14 protein-coding genes and 1 riboswitch are annotated in these 15,558 nt (G+C 67.4%); of the genes, 11 read left to right on the forward strand and 3 right to left on the reverse strand.

All coding sequences use genetic code 11. From position 1 onward, the window contains the following. Positions 1-18 precede the first annotated feature (18 nt). Positions 19-195, reverse strand: coding sequence for a cbb3-type cytochrome oxidase assembly protein CcoS (gene ccoS / locus EV672_RS07915; protein WP_133607988.1), 177 nt, complete (start codon positions 193-195; stop codon positions 19-21). Continuing rightward, positions 174-2,594: a heavy metal translocating P-type ATPase gene (locus EV672_RS07920; protein WP_133607990.1), complete on the reverse strand. Its 2,421-nt coding sequence runs from the start codon at positions 2,592-2,594 to the stop codon at positions 174-176. The genes ccoS and EV672_RS07920 overlap by 22 nt, the downstream gene beginning before the upstream one ends. Positions 2,595-2,686: 92 nt before the next feature. Here EV672_RS07920 and EV672_RS07925 point away from each other — a divergent pair, with 92 nt between their 5' ends. Further along, complete coding sequence (locus EV672_RS07925; RefSeq protein WP_243738577.1) at positions 2,687-3,139, forward strand: DUF192 domain-containing protein; 453 nt, start codon at positions 2,687-2,689, stop codon at positions 3,137-3,139. A gap of 45 nt (positions 3,140-3,184) precedes the next feature. Here EV672_RS07925 and EV672_RS07930 read toward each other — a convergent pair whose 3' ends face one another. Then, positions 3,185-4,135, reverse strand: a complete 951-nt coding sequence (locus EV672_RS07930) for a patatin-like phospholipase family protein (protein ID WP_133607994.1) — start codon at positions 4,133-4,135, stop codon at positions 3,185-3,187. 86 nt (positions 4,136-4,221) lie between these two features. Here EV672_RS07930 and EV672_RS07935 point away from each other — a divergent pair, with 86 nt between their 5' ends. The 10 genes from EV672_RS07935 to EV672_RS07980 all read left to right on the forward strand — a co-directional run bounded on the left by EV672_RS07935 (position 4,222) and on the right by EV672_RS07980 (position 15,427). Next, entirely contained in the window at positions 4,222-5,196 is a 975-nt protein-coding gene (locus tag EV672_RS07935; RefSeq protein WP_133607995.1) for a sulfite exporter TauE/SafE family protein, read from the forward strand. 66 nt (positions 5,197-5,262) lie between these two features. Further along, the gene (locus EV672_RS07940) at positions 5,263-6,972 is read left to right on the forward strand and encodes a nitrite/sulfite reductase (RefSeq protein ID WP_133607997.1); all 1,710 of its coding nucleotides are present in this window, start codon (positions 5,263-5,265) and stop codon (positions 6,970-6,972) included. Positions 6,973-7,001: 29 nt separating this feature from the next. After that, positions 7,002-7,508 (forward strand): DUF934 domain-containing protein, encoded by a 507-nt coding sequence (locus EV672_RS07945; RefSeq protein WP_133607999.1) that lies wholly within the window; start codon positions 7,002-7,004, stop codon positions 7,506-7,508. Positions 7,509-7,530: 22 nt separating this feature from the next. Beyond that, positions 7,531-8,295, forward strand: a complete 765-nt coding sequence (locus EV672_RS07950) for a phosphoadenylyl-sulfate reductase (protein WP_133608001.1) — start codon at positions 7,531-7,533, stop codon at positions 8,293-8,295. A 19-nt stretch (positions 8,296-8,314) separates the two neighbouring features. Then, the gene (gene cysD, locus EV672_RS07955; protein ID WP_133608003.1) at positions 8,315-9,265 is read left to right on the forward strand and encodes a sulfate adenylyltransferase subunit CysD; all 951 of its coding nucleotides are present in this window, start codon (positions 8,315-8,317) and stop codon (positions 9,263-9,265) included. After that, on the forward strand, positions 9,265-10,623 hold the full coding sequence (locus tag EV672_RS07960) for a sulfate adenylyltransferase subunit 1 (RefSeq protein ID WP_133608005.1): 1,359 nt from the start codon (positions 9,265-9,267) through the stop codon (positions 10,621-10,623). The genes cysD and EV672_RS07960 overlap by 1 nt, the downstream gene beginning before the upstream one ends. 9 nt (positions 10,624-10,632) lie before the next feature. Next, entirely contained in the window at positions 10,633-11,457 is an 825-nt protein-coding gene (gene cobA, locus EV672_RS07965) for a uroporphyrinogen-III C-methyltransferase (RefSeq protein ID WP_133608007.1), read from the forward strand. A 55-nt stretch (positions 11,458-11,512) separates the two neighbouring features. Then, positions 11,513-11,836, forward strand: a complete 324-nt coding sequence (gene fdxA, locus EV672_RS07970) for a ferredoxin FdxA (protein WP_133608009.1) — start codon at positions 11,513-11,515, stop codon at positions 11,834-11,836. Positions 11,837-11,840: 4 nt separating this feature from the next. After that, positions 11,841-12,926 (forward strand): NAD(P)/FAD-dependent oxidoreductase, encoded by a 1,086-nt coding sequence (locus EV672_RS07975; RefSeq protein ID WP_133608011.1) that lies wholly within the window; start codon positions 11,841-11,843, stop codon positions 12,924-12,926. A gap of 45 nt (positions 12,927-12,971) precedes the next feature. Then, a riboswitch (TPP riboswitch) is annotated at positions 12,972-13,080 on the forward strand. Positions 13,081-13,189: 109 nt separating this feature from the next. Continuing rightward, positions 13,190-15,427: a TonB-dependent siderophore receptor gene (locus tag EV672_RS07980; RefSeq protein WP_133608013.1), complete on the forward strand. Its 2,238-nt coding sequence runs from the start codon at positions 13,190-13,192 to the stop codon at positions 15,425-15,427. Positions 15,428-15,558: the final 131 nt, after the last annotated feature.

A 15,558-nucleotide genomic window follows, 5' to 3' on the forward strand; every position in this document is an offset into this window, starting at 1 on the left:
GTGAGGGCAAACCATGAGTCACTTTTGATGCCGCTCAACGTTATCCTGAGAATTCTGATCTCCTGCTTGCAGGATGCGCAGTGCTTCCTGGTCGATGTCCTCAAACTGTCCGCTGTGGATCGCCCAGCCGAGAACGGCCAGGATGGCCAGCACCAGCAAAACGGACACGGGGATCAGGACGTAGAGGATTTCCATGGTGTGGCGCCCAGTCGCAGGGAATTGAGCACGACAAGCAGCGAACTGGCCGCCATGCCAAGCCCGGCGGCCCACGGTGGCAGCAGGCCCATCAGTGCAAGTGGAATGCAGCTGAAATTGTAGACCGCGGCCCACGCCAGGTTCTGCCGAACGATGCGCATGGCACGGCGGCTTTGCAACACGGCCTCGGGCAAACCGGTCAGGCGGCCGTTCAGAACGATCAGGTCGGCCTGGGATTGCGCCAGCGCGGCGCCTTGGTCGAGCGCCACGGACACGTCCGCTTGGGCCAGCACCGGGGCGTCGTTGATGCCATCCCCCACCACGGCGACGCGCGCGCCCTGCTGCTGCGCTGCGGCAATCACGGCAAGCTTGTCCTCCGGGCTGGACTGGGCGCCGGCCACGTCGGTGCCCAGGTGACGGGCGGCTTCATGGACGCGGTCGGCGTGGTCACCAGACAACAATGACGCCGTGCAACCCAGCGCGCGCAACTGCTGCACGGCGGGCATGGCCTCGGCCCGGAAGACTTCGTCCATGCGCAGCCCCAGGGCCGTGGCGGGCAGGCAGTGGCCGTCACGCCAGGCCGCCAGCCAGACGCGCGGGGCGTCGGCGGCCTCCAGGTCTCCCTCACCTGGACCCAGCACCCAGTCGCTGCGGCCCAAACGCCAGGTCAGGCCTTCGGCGTCTTGCGCTTCGACGCCTTTGCCGGCCAGTTCCTTCACATCCAACCAATGACCGGGTGACACGGCCTGGCCTGCGTCGCGCGCGGCCTGCACCACCGAGCGTGACAAGGGGTGCTGAGAGTGGGCCGCCAGCGACACCGCCTGCTGCCACTGCGCGGCCACCGCCTCGGGCAAGGTCTCTTGCAAGCGGTGTGATGCACCGCCCGACACCAAGGCCACCACCGAGAGCTCGCCCTCGGTGAGGGTGCCGGTCTTGTCGAAATACACCTGCCGCACGGTGGCCAGCGCCTCCAGCGCGTCCAGGCGGCGCACCAGCACGCCGCGCTTGGCCATGGCGCCTGCGGCCGACAGCAGGGCCGAGGGCGCCGCCAGCGAGAGCGCACACGGGCACGTCACCACCAGCACCGACACGGCCACCCAGACGGCCCGCGCCGGATCGATCCATTGCCAGGCGACATAACCGCCCGCGGCAAGCGCCAGCACACCCCACAAAAAGGGGCCGGCGATGCGGTCGGCCGAGCGCATCCAGCCGGGCTTTTCGGTCATGGCCTGGTGCACGAGCGAAACGATCTGCTGGAAGCGGGTGTCAGGGCCCAGGCGCTCCACGGACATCCACACCGGGGCGCCCAGGTTGAGGCTGCCAGCCACCACGGTCTGTCCGGGCGCGCGCGGCACGGCACGGGACTCGCCCGTCAGCAGTGCCTCGTCCACCTCGGTCTGGCCAAGCAGGATCAAGCCGTCGGCTGGGAAGGCCTGGCCCACGGCCACGCGCACGCGGTCGCCATGGCGCAGCGAGGACAGCGGCACCGAGGCCACGGCCACAGTGCCAAGTTCGGCATCGGACACCTCGTCCACCGCGCGCTCGACGGCCTCGGGCAAACGCACGCACAGCGCTTCGAGCGACTGCGTGACGCGCTCCCGCGCTCGGCTTTCCAGCCAGCGGCCGGCCAGCAGGAAGGTGACGAACATGGTCAACGAGTCGAAATAAGCCTCGTGACCGAACACGTCCTGGGCACCAAAGCTGACGCCCGTGCTGACGATGAAGGTGGCGGCGATCCCGATGGCCACCGGCGTGTCCATGGCGATGCGGCCCTGGCGCGCGGCACGCCAGGCACCTGTGAAGAAGGGCCCGCAGGAAAACAACAGCACCGGCAGGCTGAGCACCCAGTTGGCCCAGTTCATCAGGTTCCAGATGTCTTCGGGAATCTCACGCGACCCCGCCACGTACTGCGGCACCGCGATCATCATCACCTGCATCATGCAGAACGCCGCCACGGACAGACGCCAGACCAGCACGCGGCGCTCGCGCAGGCGCTCGTGGCCGGCACGCGCGGCCGCATCGGGCCAAGCCCGGTAGCCCACGCGCTGCACCGCCGACACCATGGCCGACAGGCTGACCTGTGCCGGGTCCACCAGGATGCGGGCGCGCTGCGATGCCGCCTGCACCTGCACCTCGCGCACACCGGGCACCTTGAGCAGCGCATCTTCGATGGTGATGGCGCAGGCCGCGCAGTACATGCCCGACAGGCCCAGCCCGATGCGGCGCAGGCTGCTGCCCAGGGGGATGTCCACCACGCACTGGGCGAGCAGATCGGGGTCGTCCAGGCCGGCCGCCTGGGCGGGCGACAACTCGGGCAAGGGCGGCAGCGGCGCCTGGGGGGCGAGAGGGATCGGCTGAGCCGGCGCGGCAGGCGTGGCCAAGGGAGAGGCGGAGGTCATGGCGCTCGCTGATAAAGTCAGTGCCACAGGATCATTCGGACCGAGACACACGCATGGCAAAGATCGGAATTGTGAGTCAAACCCGCCGGGGCATGGCAATGGCGTGGGCGGGCGTCGTCGTCCTGTCGTCGGTGTGCACCTTGGCAGCGGCCCAGGACGCGCCGCAACGCCTGCAAAACCGCACCACCCTGGGCGCGGGCATGTACAACATGCAAGTCGAGGTGGCGCTGACGCCCCAGGAGCACGCCATCGGCCTGATGCACCGCACCAGCATGGGCGCCAACGAGGGCATGCTCTTCGTGTTCGACCGCCCGGGCGTGCAGTGCTTCTGGATGAAAAACACCCTCATCCCGCTGGCCGTGGCCTTCGTGGCCGACGATGGGACCATCGTCAACCTGGACGAGATGAAGCCGCAGACGCTGGACTCTCACTGCTCGACGCAACCCGTGCGCTACGTGCTGGAGATGAACACCGGCTGGTTCAAGAAAAAAGGCGTCAAGCCTGGCCAGAAACTCAGCGGCGCCCCCTTCGGCGCACCGCGCTGAGCCCACCCCGCCCCGCCCCACCCCGACTCGGAAGCCTCACCGCGCTCAACGTGTGCGGGCCGCGAGGCGTTCGCGCAGTTGCGGCATCACCGTCAGCATCGCTTCACGCCCCGCCAGAATGGAAAGGCGACGCGCGCTGAAATCTGCGCTGCCCACACCCTGCAACTTGGGCCGCACCACCACATCGGCATCGGCCATTTCATGCTGGCTGATGGCGTGGCCCATGATGTTGAAGGTCTGCAGGAGGATGTCCACCGCGCCTTTGGTGGGCTGGCCCTCGGGGATGGCCGAGATGTCCACCGCGATGATGAGCTCGGCGCCCATCTGGCGGGCAAAGCGCACCGGCACGGGCGACACCGCCCCGCCGTCGATGTACTCGCGCCCTTCCATCTTCACCGGCTCGAACACGGCCGGCACCGCACTGGACGCCCGCACCGCCGTGCCCGGATCGCCCCGGCGGAACAGGACGGCCTGACCGCTCTTGAGATCGGCGGCGACGATGCCCAGCGGCAGGCGCATGGCCTCGATGGGCTTGCCCGCCGTCTGGACGCGGATGAACTTGGCCAGGGCCTCGCCCTTGAGGAAAGAGCGCCCCGGGAAGACCCAGTCGGTGATGCTGGATTCGTCCAGCGTCATGGCCATGCTGCCCAACTCGGTCGGTGTCTTGCCCGCTGCGTACAGCGCCGCCACGACGCTGCCCGCCGACGTGCCCACGACCAGATCAGGCTTGATGCCGTTTTCTTCGAGCACCTGCAGCACGCCGATGTGGGCAAAGCCGCGCGCCGCACCGCCGCCCAGGGCCAGGCCGATGCGGGGCGGCTTCGGCGGCGGTTTGGGTGTGACGACCTGGGCCACCGGGGGCACCGGCACCGGTGGTGTCGGCTCATTGACGAGGCTGCTGCAGGCGCTCAGACAGGCCAGCAGCACCCCAGCCAGGAGGCTGCGCCAAGCGCGCACCCCGCCGACATATGCCAAATGGCTATAAATAACTTCCATAAATGTTCTTCTCATACATATGAACGGTGGATAGCATCCACGCTTCCCCGATTGTCACGTCGCCTGCCCACGTTTTTCCGGCCTCCATGAAGATCCGCAACCTCGACCTCACCGACAACGCGATCAACGCGGAGCACACGGCGCTGGGCCTGCCGCCGGTTGAAGACGACGTCAGCCACCCGTCCGACCACCCCGTGTTGCGCATCGCCGTGTGGGCGGTGGGCTTCATGCTGGTCGCCGTGGTGGCCTACCTGGCGTCCAAGCTGTTCAACGGCCAACACGAGCAAACGGGCCTGCAGCTCATCGTCGCGACCGTGACCGGCGACGCCTTCTGGAAGGCCGTGCTGGTTGGCCTGCTGGCACAGACGGTCGATGGCGCGCTGGGCATGGCCTACGGCATCACCTCGACGTCTTTTTTGCTCGCAACCGGCTCGTCGCCGGCGGTCGCCTCCGCCAGCGTGCACATCGCCGAGGTTTTCACGACGGGTGTTTCCGGCATTTCCCACGTCAAATTGGGCAACGTCAACAAATCCCTTTTCCTGCGCCTTTTGATTCCCGGCATCCTGGGTGCCAGCGCTGGCGCCTGGGTGGTTTCCAGCGTGGATTCCAGCGTCATCAAGCCGGTGGTTTCCGCCTACCTTTTCCTGATGGGTTTGTACATTGTCAGCAAGGTTTTCAAGAAAATCACGCCGCGCAAGGAAACCCCCAAGCACGTGGCCAAGCTGGGCCTGTTTGGCGGCTTCGTGGACGCCGTGGGCGGCGGCGGCTGGGGCCCGGTCGTGACCACCACGCTGGTGGGCACCGGGCAGGATCCGCGCACCACGATCGGCTCCGTCAACCTGGCAGAGTTTTTCCTGACCTTCACCAGCGCGGCGGTGTTCGCCGGCCTGGTCGAAGAGGGGCCCTGGCCCACGGTGGCTGGCCTGGTCGTGGGCGGTTTGTTCGCCGCGCCGTTTGCGGCCCTGCTGACCCGGCGCCTCAACACCAAGACCCTGCTGGTGCTGGTGGGCGGCGTCATCTCCTTCATCAGCCTCTACAATCTGCACCGGGCTCTCGGTTGACCTGAACATCCCAGCGCGCCAGCCATCATCGCGCAAATCCATATTCATTTTCTTTCGCTGCGCACCATGTACCAATATTCTGAATTCGACAAACAGTTTGTCCGCCAGCGCGCTGCCCAATTCCGCGACCAGCTGGAGCGCAACCTCGCCGGCAAGCTCGGTGACGAGGAATTCCGCCCGCTGCGCCTGCAGAACGGCTGGTATGTGCAACGCCACGCACCCATGCTACGCGTGGCCGTGCCTTACGGCGAGATGTCGTCGAAGCAGATCCGCCAACTGGCCAGGATCGCCCGCGAATTCGACCGCGGCTACGCACACTTCACCACGCGCCAGAACGTCCAGTACAACTGGATCCCGCTGAGCCAGGCCGCCGACGTGATGGACCTGCTGGCCGAAGTGAACATGCACGGCATCCAGACCTCGGGCAACTGCATCCGCAACATCACGGCCGACGCCATGGTGGGCGTGGCAGAAGACGAAATCATCGACGCCCGCCCCTACTGCGAGGTGCTGCGCCAGTGGTCCACCCTGCACCCTGAATTCGCCTTCCTGCCACGCAAGTTCAAGATCGCCGTCAGCGGTGCCAAGGAAGACCGCGCCGCCACGGCCTGGCACGACATCGGCCTGCACCTGGTGAAGAACGACGCTGGCGAGGTCGGTTTCCGCGTGCTGGTGGGCGGTGGCATGGGCCGCACCCCGATCACGGGCACCGAAATCAACGCCTTCGTGCCCTGGCAGCAGATCCTCGTTTACATCGAGGCCATCGTGCGGGTCTATAACCGCTATGGTCGCCGCGACAACATGTACAAGGCGCGCATCAAGATCCTGGTGAAGGCCGAAGGCCAGAAGTTCTTCGACCAGGTCAACGCCGAGTTCCAGAACATCATCGAGCGCGATGCCGACGGCGCGGCCCACCTGATCCCACAGGCGGAGTTCGACCGCGTCAACGCGAGCTTCGCCTTCCCGGCCGCTGTCCAGGCGCACACCGCCAGCGGCAATGGCCTGCCCGCCGATGCCTCGGACGCCGACCAGGCCCAGTTCGCCAAGTGGCTGGAGCGCAACGTCGCCGGCCACAAGGTGCAGGGCTACAAGAACGTGCAGCTGTCGGTCAAGCGCGTGGGCCAGGCCCCGGGCGATGCCACCGATGCACAAATGGACGCCATCGCCGACATCGCAGACCAGTTCAGCTGCGGCGAGTTGCGCGTCACGCACGACCAGAACGTGCTGTTGCCCTTCGTGCGCGAGGAAGACCTGTTCGCCGTGTGGCAAGCCGCCAAGGCCGCCAGCTTCGCCTCGCCCAACATCGGCCTGCTGAGCGACATGATCGCCTGCCCGGGTGGCGACTTCTGCGCGCTGGCCAATGCGCGCTCCATCCCGATTGCCAACGACCTGATCGCCCGCTACCAGGACCTCGACGAGCTCTACGACATCGGCGACATCGACCTGCACATCTCCGGCTGCATCAACTCCTGCGGCCACCACCACAGCGGCCACATCGGCATCCTGGGCGTGGACAAGGACGGCAGCGAGTGGTACCAGGTGACCCTGGGCGGCTCGGACGGCTCCAACCACGCGCCCGCCTCGGTGGCTGGCAAGGTGATCGGCCCCTCGTTCGCAGCCGATGAGGTCACCGACGTGATCGAAGCCGTCATCGACACCTACCGCGCGCAGCGCGCCGCGAACGAGAAGTTCATCGACACCGTGCAGCGCGTGGGCCTTGACCCGTTCAAGACGGCCGCGAATGCCGTCCGCCGCACGACGGCCAAAGCCGCCTGACCGCCCGCGCCCCCGAGAGGAACGACCCCATGAAATTCATCGACACCCCTCGCGACCAGTGGCACACCGTCGGCGGTGAAGACGGCCCGATGTCGCACCCACCCATCAAATCGCACAGCCTGCTGACGCTGGGCCAGTGGCACGCCGTGCGCGAGCAGTGGCCAGCCAAAGGCAGCGAAGCTCACAAGCCGGTGGGCGTGATCCTGCCCAACGACAGCGACATCGAGGTGCTGGAGCAAGACCTCGCCAAGCTGGACCTCGTCGTGCTGCACTTCCCCAAGTGGACCGACGGCCGCGCCTACAGCCAGGCCCGCATCCTGCGCGCCCGCTACCGCTTCGGCGGCGAAGTGCGCGCCACCGGCGACGTGCTCGTGGACATGATGCCCCTGCTGGCCCGCACCGGCTTCGACGCCGTGGCCCTGCGCGGTGACCAGGACCGCGCCACGGCAGAACGCACGCTGGGTTTCTTCGCAGCACGTGGCCACTACCAGGGCGATGTGCAGGAGCACCAGCCCGTGTTCGGCCGCACAGCCTGATCTTCGCAAGAAGGAGCACGCCATGAGCGAAGTTTCAACCCTGTTCGGCGGTCCTGCCCCCGCCGGGTCGGCCATCACGCTGTACGCCCACGCCAGCCCCGATTACGCCGCCAAGGTGCACGCGACCATCGAGCTGCTCAAGGCCGCAGCCTTCGAGCACGCCGGCAAGGTCGTGCAGGCCACCAGCCTGGGCGTGGAAGACATGGTCGTGACCGACCTGATCGCGCGCCACCGCCTGCCGATTGCCATCGGCACGCTGGAAACCGGCATGCTGAACCCCGAGACGGCCTCGCTGATCGGCACCATCGAGACGCACTACGCCGACGCCGGCGTCCACGTCGAGGTGTACAAGCCGGTGGCCGATGCCGTGATCGAGTTCGTGCAGAAGAACGGCGAGAAGGCCATGTACGAAAGCATCGAGCTGCGCAAGGCCTGCTGCGGCATCCGCAAGCTCGAACCCTTGAGCCGCATGCTGGCCGAACGCAGCGCCTGGATCACCGGACTGCGCCGTGAACAATCCAACAACCGCGGCGACATGGCTGCGCGCGAATCGGACGACAAGGGCCGCGCCAAGTTCAACCCCATGATCGACTGGACCTGGGGCGATGTGTGGCACTACGTGTCGGTGAACCACGTGCCCTACAACCCACTGCACGACCAGTTCATGCCCAGCATCGGTTGCGCACCCTGCACCCGCGCCATCGCGGTGGGCGAGGACTTCCGCGCCGGCCGCTGGTGGTGGGAAGACGAAAAGGCCAAGGAATGCGGCCTGCACGTCCACAAGTGAATTCAAGAGTGAGAAAACAATGAGTGATGTGAACCAACTGCTGGCGGATGTGGACCACCGCCACCTGGATGCGCTGGAAGAAGAAGCGATCTTCATCCTGCGCGAAGTCGCGGCCAGCTTCGAGCGCCCGGGCCTGCTGTTTTCCAGCGGCAAGGACTCCTGCGTGGTGCTGCACCTGGCCGAGAAGGCCTTCAAGATGAAGAACGCCGATGGCAAGCTGGAAGGCAAGCTGCCCTTCCCGCTGGTCCACGTGGACACCGGCCACAACTTCCCCGAAGTGATCGAGTTCCGCGAAAAGCGCGTGGCCGAAATCGGTGAGCGCCTGATCGTGGCGCACATGGACGAGTCCATCAAGAAGGGCACCGTGCGCCTGGCGCACCCGCTGGAGTCGCGCAACGGCCACCAGACCGTGACCCTGCTCGAAGCCATCGAAGACAACCGCTTCGATTGCCTGATCGGCGGCGCCCGCCGCGACGAAGAGAAGGCCCGCGCCAAGGAGCGCATCTTTTCGCACCGCGACAGCTTCGGCCAGTGGCAGCCCAAGGAGCAGCGCCCCGAGCTGTGGAACCTGTTCAACACCCGCATCAAGCCGGGCGAGCACTTCCGCGCCTTCCCCATCAGCAACTGGACCGAACTCGACGTGTGGCTCTACATCGCCCGCGAAGGCATCCCGCTGCCCAACATCTACTTCAAGCACGCCCGCCAGGTGATCCGCCGCAAGGGCCTGCTGGTGCCGCTGACCGAGGTCACGCCGGCACTTGAAGGCGAAACCGTCGAGACCGTGGACGTGCGCTTTCGCACCGTGGGCGACATGACCTGCACCTGCCCGGTCGAATCCGACGCGGCCAGCCCGGCCGACATCGTCGCCGAGACCCTGCACGTGACCGTGAGCGAACGTGGCGCCACCCGCATGGACGACCGCACGTCCGAGGCCTCGATGGAGCGCCGCAAGAAGGAAGGTTATTTCTGATGAGCAACCAAGAACAAGTCCAAGTGACGGCCCACGTGACACATTGCGAAGCTGGCGAAGAAATCGCGCACAAGGCCCTGCGTTTCCTGACCGCGGGCAGTGTTGACGACGGCAAGAGCACCCTGATCGGCCGCCTGCTGTTCGACAGCCGCGCCATCCTGGCCGACCAGCTCGATGCGCTGGAAAAGCGCGCCGCTGGTGCGCCCATCGACCTCTCGCTGCTGACCGACGGCCTGGAAGCCGAGCGCGAGCAAGGCATCACCATCGACGTGGCCTATCGCTACTTCGCCACCAAGACGCGCAAGTTCATCATCGCCGACGCCCCTGGCCACGAGCAGTACACCCGCAACATGGTGACGGCTGCCGCCGGCTCTGACGCCGCCGTGGTGCTGGTGGACATCACCAAGATCGACTGGAAGGCATCGCCCGTTCCGCTGCTGGCCCAGACCCGCCGTCACAGCCTGCTGGCGCACCTGCTGCGCGTGCCGAACATCGTGTTCGCCATCAACAAGCTGGACGCCATCGAGCAGGACACCGACGTGGCTTTCGCCAATGTCAAGGCTTCGCTGGAAGGCTTTGCTGCGCAAGCGGGCATCGAGGTCAAGGGGGTGATCCCGGTGTCGGCCCTGCGCGGCGACAACGTCACCACCCCATCGGCCAACTGGCCCTGGTACCAAGGCCCCACCCTGCTGCAGGTGCTGGAAGCTTTGCCGGCCTCCGACGAACGCCACGACGGCGCCCTGCTGCACCCCGTGCAGTACGTGACGCGTGACAGCGTCGGTAACGTTGCAGGCGAGGGTGAAGCCACGGCCTCCGGCACCGGCCACCAATCCCGCGCGTTCTGGGGCCGCATTGCCCATGGCGCGGTGAAGGCCGGCGACGAGGTGCAGATCTTCCCAAGCGGCCAGACCGCGCTGGTGGCCGAAGTGCGCCACTCGGCCCTGGTCGTGGACCAATGCGAAGCGGGCCAGTCGGCCGGCATCGTGCTGGACCGCCAGGTGGACATCTCGCGCGGCGACTGGATCCACACGCCGGGCTCGATCAAGCCGACCGACACCTTCAGCGGCACGCTGGCCTGGCTGGACACCGAACCCGCCGTGGTCGGCCGCAAGTACTGGGTGCGCCATGGCAACCGCTGGGTGCAGGCCCGCATCAGCAGCATCGACAGCCGCCTGGACATCCACTCGCTGGAAGACCGCGAAGCCGGTGAGCTGGCCGTCAACGAGATCGGTCGCGTGCAGATCCAGACGCAGCAGCCGCTGCCGGTCGAGGCCTACCTGGACAACCGCATCAGCGGCGCCCTGATCGTCGTGGACCCGACCACCAACCGCACCAGCGGCGCCCTGCTGGTGAAGTGAGCCCACGGCATGGCTGACACGCCCACCACCCCGGCGGCCCGCATCGTTTTCATCGGTGCCGGCCCGGGCGAGGCCGACCTGATCACGGTGCGTGGCGCGCGCCTGCTGGCGCAAGCCAAGGTCGTGCTGTTCGACGCGCTGGCCGACCCGGATCTGCGCGATCTGGCCCCTTTGGCCGAGTGGGTGGACGTGGGCAAACGCGGCTTTTCCGGCAAGGAAGGCAGCGACTTCAACGGCCAGACGCGCATCAACCGATTGCTGGTGGCGCAAGCCCGCGGCGTCGGCGCACAGCACGGCCAGCAAGCCATCGTGGCGCGCCTCAAGGGCGGTGACCCCAGCCTGTTCGGCCGCCTGGAAGAAGAGCTGCACGCCCTGCGCGAGGCCGGCATCGACAGCGAAGTCGTGCCCGGCGTGACCTCGGCCCTGGCCGCCGCGGCCGCCACGCAACGCCCGCTCACGCGGCGAGGCAGTGGCCGCAGCGTGAGCTTCACCACCGCCATGACCCGCACGGGCGACCTGCAATGCGGCATGGGCCCAGGCCAACGGGCGGACACCGAAGTGTTCTACATGGCCGGACGGCAGTTGGCACCCTTGTCCAAGGGCTTGCTGGACGCCGGCTGGGCCGCGAGCACCGAGGTCAGCGTGGTGTCGCGCGCTGGCTGGCCCGACATGCGCCACACCGTGCACACGGTGGGCAGCCTGGACGACGCCAGCGCCATCCATGCCGGCCGCCCCACCCTGGTCATCGTCGGCGCAGGCGCCACCGAGATTCCTGACCATCCTTTGACCCACATCGCCCTGTGCGGAGAAGGCTCGCCGAACAGCGAAGCCTGAGCGACCGGTAAAATCCGGGCAGTTCCCTCAACTTTGAACACCAAAGAGACCTGACATGACCCACGTTGTCACCGAAGCCTGCATCCGCTGCAAATACACAGACTGTGTGGACGTGTGCCCGGTGGACTGCTTCCGCGAGGGCCCCAACTTCCTGGTCATCGACCCCGACGAGTGCATCGACTGCGCCGTCTGCATCCCCGAGTGCCCGGTCAACGCCATCGTCCCCGAGGAAGATGTGCCGGGCAACCAGCAGCAGTACATCCAGATCAACGCCGACCTCGCCAAGAACTGGCCGAGCATCACCAAGCGCAAGGCCGCGCTGCCCGATGCCGACGAGTGGAAGGACAAGACCGGCAAGCTGGACCAGCTGATCCGCTGAACCCATGATCCACACCGACGCCCTGGTCATCGGGGCGGGCCCGGTGGGCCTGTTCCAGGCCTTCCAGCTGGGCCTGCTCGGCCTGAGCGTCGAGGTGGTGGACGCCCTGCCCTTCGCGGGCGGCCAGTGCATGGCGCTCTACCCCGACAAGCCCATTTACGACGTGCCCGGTGTGCCCATGTGCACCGGGCGCGAGCTGACGCAGTCGCTCCTGAAACAGGCCGCACCCTTCCTGCCGGCCACCGAAGGCGAAGGCCCTCACGCACATCGGCACCTGCACCTGGGGCATCTGGTGCAGGGCATGGCCAACGCGGCCGATGGCGCCTGGACGGTCACCACCGACCGCGGCCTCACCTTCCAGGCCCAATCGGTGCTCATCGCCGCGGGCGCCGGGGCCTTCCTGCCGCGCGGCCTGGGCGTGGCCGAGCTGGACGGCGCCCCCAACGTCCACCACCACCTGCCTGAAGACGACAGCGTGGCACCGCCCTGGGCCGGCCAGCACCTCGTGGTGGCGGGTGGTGGCGACGAGGCCTTGTCTGCCGTGCTCACGATCGCACAGACGGCCCAACCCGCACACCGCCCATCGCGGCTGACCTTGCTGCACCGCCGAGATGTCTTCCAGGCAGACGCTGCGCTGGAGACCGCTCTGCGCGAGCTCATCGCCCAAGGCAGCGTGCAGCTGGAGATCGGTCTGCCGCAATCGGCCGAACGCGAAAGTGCCACCGACGGCGACGCGGTTCGCGCCCTGAACCTGCTCGGCGCCGACGGCCAGACGCGCAGCCTGCCGCTGGACCACCTGCTCGTGCGCCTGGGCCTGAGCCCCAAGCTGGGCCCGCTGAGCACCTGGGGCATGGCGCTGGAGCGCAAACAGATCAGCGTGTCCACGGCGAGCTTCGCCACCTCGCTGCCCAGGGTGCATGCCGTGGGCGACATCAACACCTACCCGGGCAAAAAGCGCCTGCTGCTGTGCGGCTTCCACGAAGCCACGCTGGCCGCACACGCGCTGGCCTTGGCGTTGCGGCCCGACGCGCCCTCCCACCTGCTCTACACGACCACCAGCCCGGTGCTGCACCAGCGCCTGGGAGTGTGAAAGGCTTCGGCGCGCCGCCCTGAGGCGCGTCTGCGCTTTACAATCCGTGCTTGCTAGGGGTGCGGGCCCACGCCATGTGCGTGTTGCTCGCTGAGAGAGTCCCTTCGAACCTGACCGAGATCATCCTCGCGTAGGGAAGCCAGCCAAGACGCCGCCATGTGCCCGCCATGCCTTTGTGCATGGCCACCCGGTTTGCACGCGCCCTTCCTTGCGCGAGCCCCACTCCCTGACCGGGGGTGCGCTCACTGCGATGGAGTTTTTGCATGCGCCGTTCTTTGCCCCGCGACCTGTCCCGTCAGGCCTTCGCCCACCCGCTTCCCACGCGCCCCACCGTCCCCACCGCGCTGGCCTGTGCCGCCGCCGCTTGCGCCGCTTTGTCGGCCCTTTCAGCCCAGTCGGCCCACGCCCAAGAGGCGCCCAAGGACACCAGCGCCAGCCTGCCCGCCATCACCGTCACCGCGCCGGCCGAGCGCCAGGGCCGTGCCAGCATCAGCGGCCTGGGTGACGCCCCGGCCTGGCAAGCGCCTGTGCAGGCCAGCACTTTCAGCCGCGAGGCCTTGCAGAATGCCCAGGTCACGCGCTTGGCAGATCTGACCAAGCTCGACGCCAGCACCACAGATTCGTACAACGCGGTCGGCTACTGGGACTCACTCAGCATCCGCGGCTTCACGCTGAGCAACGCCTACAACTGGCGCCGCGAGGGACTGCCGATCAACGCCGAGACCCGCATCGCGCTGGACAACAAATCCGCCGTCGAGCTGTTCAAGGGCACCAGCGGCATGCAGGCCGGCGTCAGCTCGCCGGGCGGCCTGGTGAACCTGCTGGTCAAGCGCCCGGAAGGCCGCGTGCGCAGCGCGCTGTTCAGCGTGCAGGACTCGGGCGCCATCCTCGGTGCCGTGGACCTCAGCGAGCGCTTCGGTTCGCCACAGGCACCCCAAGCGTTTGGCCTGCGCATCAACGCCGCGGCCGAGCGCCTGGCCACCTCCATCGACCAGACCCGCGGCCGCCGCCAGTTGCTGGCCGTGGCGGGCGATTGGACCGTGTCCCCGGACACCAAAATCGAAGCCGAATTCGAACGCAGCACACACAGCCAACCCAGCGCACCAGGCTTCAGCCTGCTGGGCGACCGGCTGCCGTCGGCCAAGGCCATCGACCCTGGCATCAACCTCAACCGGCAGCCCTGGACGCAGCCCGTGGTGTTCCGCGGCGACACCGCCACGCTGCGCTGGACCCAGGCTTTGACCGCCGGCTGGCGCAGCACCGTGACCTATGGCGAGCAACGACTGAAGACCGATGACAGGGCGGCGTTTCCGTATGGTTGTGGTACCGGCGGATCCAACGGCGACTTCACACGCTTCTGTGGCGACGGCACGTTTGACATCTACGACTACCGCTCCAATGGCGAGCGCCGCACCACACGATCACTGCTGGCCCAGGTCGATGGACAGCTGGACACGGCCGGTGTGCGCCATGCCCTGAGCTTCAGTGTGTTGCGCAATCTGCATGCGACCCGCGTGGGCAACTATGCTTTCAACCTCACGCCAGCGTCCGGCAACATCACCGGCAACTTTGCGCCGGTCGATCCCGCGCCAGAGTTGAACTCTGCCGCCGCCACCCGCCGCGAACAAGCCACCGAATTCAGCGCCCGCGACAGTCTGACGCTGAGCGAAGCCACCCGCGCCTGGGTGGGCCTGCGCCACACCCGTCTGCACCGCGGCCTGACGCCGACCGACGGCAGCACCGGCGCCCGCCTGAACGACAACGTGACCACGCCCTGGGTGGCGCTGGGCCACACCATCGCGCCACAGACGCAGGCCTACATCAGCTGGGGCGAAGGCGTCGAGCTCGTGTCGGTGCCCTTCTTCTTCGGCTACGCCAACCAGGGCGCACCGCTGCCGCTGTCCAAGAGCCGGCAGACGGACATCGGCGTCAAGGGGCAAGGCAACTGGTCCGGCTGGAACCTGCAGTGGGGCGTGAACGCCTTCCGCATCACCCGCCCGCAAGAGGCTGATGTCAACGGCGACTACGTGATCGACGGCAGCGCCCGCCACCAGGGCATCGAGGCCAGTTGGCAAGGCCGCCAGGGCGCCTGGGGCCTGTTCGGCAGCGCGATGGTGCTCGACGCCACGCGGCGCGGCAGCACGCAAGCCGGCGTGAACGGCCAGAGCCCCATCAACGTGCCCGACAGCGTGCTCAAGGCCTCGGGCAGCTACGCCTTCACGGCACCCGTGGCCGTGGTGGCCCAGCTCGATGTCATCCACGAAGGCCGCCGCTGGGTGGACGCGGCCAACACCGTGCGCCTGCCCTCCTGGACGCGCGCCGACCTGAGCCTGCGCCACACGCAGAACGTGGCGACCGGCCAGGCCGTGACCTGGCGCCTGGGCGTGCGCAACCTGTTCGACGTGCAAGCCTGGCGCGAGGCATCGACCAGTGGCGGCCACACCTACCTGTTCCCGCTGATGGCGCGCACGGTGACGGTGTCCGCGCAGCTGGATTTCTGAGCGCACTGGCCTGTGGGCTGGCACCTCGGACAACTCCGAGTGCAGGCCCTGTTGCAGAGTCCCTACACGCGGTTGCGCGGCGCACAAAATGGCCGCCGACTTGATCAGTCACTGAAAACGATGCTATAGTT

Source organism: Aquabacterium commune (assembly GCF_004362855.1).
GTDB classification, from domain to species: domain Bacteria; phylum Pseudomonadota; class Gammaproteobacteria; order Burkholderiales; family Burkholderiaceae_C; genus Aquabacterium; species Aquabacterium commune.

Coding starts and splice junctions, on each gene's coding strand:
- cysD (WP_133608003.1), top strand. CDS start 8,315: ATGAGTGATGTGAACCAACTGCTGGCGGATGTGGACCACCGCCACCTG.
- EV672_RS07925 (WP_243738577.1), top strand. CDS start 2,687: ATGGCAATGGCGTGGGCGGGCGTCGTCGTCCTGTCGTCGGTGTGCACC.
- cobA (WP_133608007.1), top strand. CDS start 10,633: ATGGCTGACACGCCCACCACCCCGGCGGCCCGCATCGTTTTCATCGGT.
- EV672_RS07920 (WP_133607990.1), bottom strand. CDS start 2,594: ATGACCTCCGCCTCTCCCTTGGCCACGCCTGCCGCGCCGGCTCAGCCG.
- EV672_RS07980 (WP_133608013.1), top strand. CDS start 13,190: ATGCGCCGTTCTTTGCCCCGCGACCTGTCCCGTCAGGCCTTCGCCCAC.
- fdxA (WP_133608009.1), top strand. CDS start 11,513: ATGACCCACGTTGTCACCGAAGCCTGCATCCGCTGCAAATACACAGAC.
- EV672_RS07960 (WP_133608005.1), top strand. CDS start 9,265: ATGAGCAACCAAGAACAAGTCCAAGTGACGGCCCACGTGACACATTGC.
- EV672_RS07950 (WP_133608001.1), top strand. CDS start 7,531: ATGAGCGAAGTTTCAACCCTGTTCGGCGGTCCTGCCCCCGCCGGGTCG.
- EV672_RS07975 (WP_133608011.1), top strand. CDS start 11,841: ATGATCCACACCGACGCCCTGGTCATCGGGGCGGGCCCGGTGGGCCTG.
- EV672_RS07945 (WP_133607999.1), top strand. CDS start 7,002: ATGAAATTCATCGACACCCCTCGCGACCAGTGGCACACCGTCGGCGGT.
- EV672_RS07935 (WP_133607995.1), top strand. CDS start 4,222: ATGAAGATCCGCAACCTCGACCTCACCGACAACGCGATCAACGCGGAG.
- ccoS (WP_133607988.1), bottom strand. CDS start 195: ATGGAAATCCTCTACGTCCTGATCCCCGTGTCCGTTTTGCTGGTGCTG.
- EV672_RS07930 (WP_133607994.1), bottom strand. CDS start 4,135: ATGGAAGTTATTTATAGCCATTTGGCATATGTCGGCGGGGTGCGCGCT.
- EV672_RS07940 (WP_133607997.1), top strand. CDS start 5,263: ATGTACCAATATTCTGAATTCGACAAACAGTTTGTCCGCCAGCGCGCT.